At 44.1% G+C, this 1,572-nt stretch carries 2 protein-coding genes; both read left to right on the top strand.

Translation table 11 applies throughout. The annotated features are described in order from the left end of the window. Positions 1-382: IS200/IS605 family transposase (gene tnpA, locus ACQRD1_RS14540; protein WP_427787939.1), on the top strand; the 382-nt coding region annotated here is incomplete at its 5' end. Beyond that, positions 369-1,481, top strand: coding sequence for an RNA-guided endonuclease InsQ/TnpB family protein (locus ACQRD1_RS14535; protein ID WP_427787937.1), 1,113 nt, complete (start codon positions 369-371; stop codon positions 1,479-1,481). The genes tnpA and ACQRD1_RS14535, both read left to right, overlap by 14 nt. Positions 1,482-1,572: the final 91 nt, after the last annotated feature.

The following is a 1,572-nucleotide window of genomic DNA, read 5'->3' as shown; positions in this document are numbered from 1 at the left end:
TTTTTTGTTGTATTATCACCTTATTTTGGTTGTAAAATACCGACGGGATGTCTTTGATGATACTGTTTCTGACCGTGCCAGGGAAATTTTTTCTTATATCGCACCCAGGTATGGCATTGAGGTGGATGAGTGGAATCATGACGGTGATCATATCCACGTGATGTTCCGGGCTCAGCCAAAGAGTGAACTCAGCAAGTTTATCAATGCTTACAAGAGTGCCAGCAGCAGACTCCTGAAGAAAGAATTCCCAGCGATTCGTAAAAAGCTGTGGAAGGAAACTTTCTGGAGTCAGAGTTTCTGTCTGATAACAGCCGGTGGAGCACCAATCGAAGTGATCAGGGAATACATTAAAACACAGGGTGAGAAACATGAGAAAGAGTAATAAAGCCTTCCAATTCCGCATTTATCCAACGGAAGAACAGAAAGAATTGTTTGCGAAGACATTCGGAAGTTGTAGATTCATCTATAACCAGATGCTGTCGGATAAGATGGAAGAATATAAGAAGACCGGGAAGATGCTGAAGACGACACCGGCAGCATATAAAAAAGAATTTTCGTGGTTGAAGGAAGTGGATTCTCTTGCCCTGGCGAATGTGCAGCTCCATCTGGAACGGGCATACAGGAATTTTTTTGAACGTCCGGAGATTGGGTTTCCGAAATTCAAGTCAAAGCATCATAGCCGAAATGCATATACTACGAATCTGGTGAATGGGAATATTCGACTTCTTGAGAACGGAATCAAACTCCCAAAAGCCGGTGTCGTAAAGGCGAAGATCCACAGACAGATTCCGGAAGGGTTCGGGATAAAGGCTGTGACAGTGAGAAGACAACCTTCAGGGAAGTACTACGTCAGTATCCTTTTTGAATACTGTGCGGATGAAAACCAAGTCCGGGACAGAGAAGGAAGAGAACTGAAGGTTATCGGTATTGATTATGCGATGCATGGGCTGGCAGTATTTTCCGATGGAAGTAAATGCGAATATCCGGATTACTACCGAAGGTCTGAAAAACGGCTGAACAGAGAGCAGCGAAAGCTGTCACGTTGTAAGTGTGGAAGTTCGAATTATCGGAAACAAAAGAAAAAGGTGGCACTTTGCCATGAGAAGGTCAAAAATCAGAGAAGAGACTTTCATCATAAGTTGAGTCGAAAACTGGCGGATGAGTATGATGTGGTTGCCGTCGAGGATCTGAACATGAAGGCAATGAGCAGGAGTCTGAATTTCGGGAAGAGTGTTGCGGATAACGGTTATGGGATGTTGCTGAACATGCTTAGTTATAAGCTGGAAGACCGTGGAGGACAGCTTGTAAAGGTGGACAGGTTCTTTCCATCCAGCAAAAGGTGCAGTAAGTGTGGAAAGGTCAAACAGGTATTACCATTGTCAGAGAGAGTATATCGATGTGAGTGTGGTTATATAAACGACAGGGATGTGAATGCGGCGATCAATATCAGGAAAGAAGCATTGCGTCTGCTCTCTGCATAAAGTATGTCTGTTTCCAGACTGAATTCATGTCCATGTCTGGACGAAATATAGTTGTTATGCCCGTTTTCGGGCTAGAAATCGAACCGCCGGG

Source organism: Bariatricus sp. SGI.019 (assembly GCF_050315235.1).
Classification (GTDB): domain Bacteria; phylum Bacillota; class Clostridia; order Lachnospirales; family Lachnospiraceae; genus JAFBIX01.
Note: the sequence above shows the minus strand (reverse complement) of the source record. Positions and strands in the feature narration are given on the sequence as shown.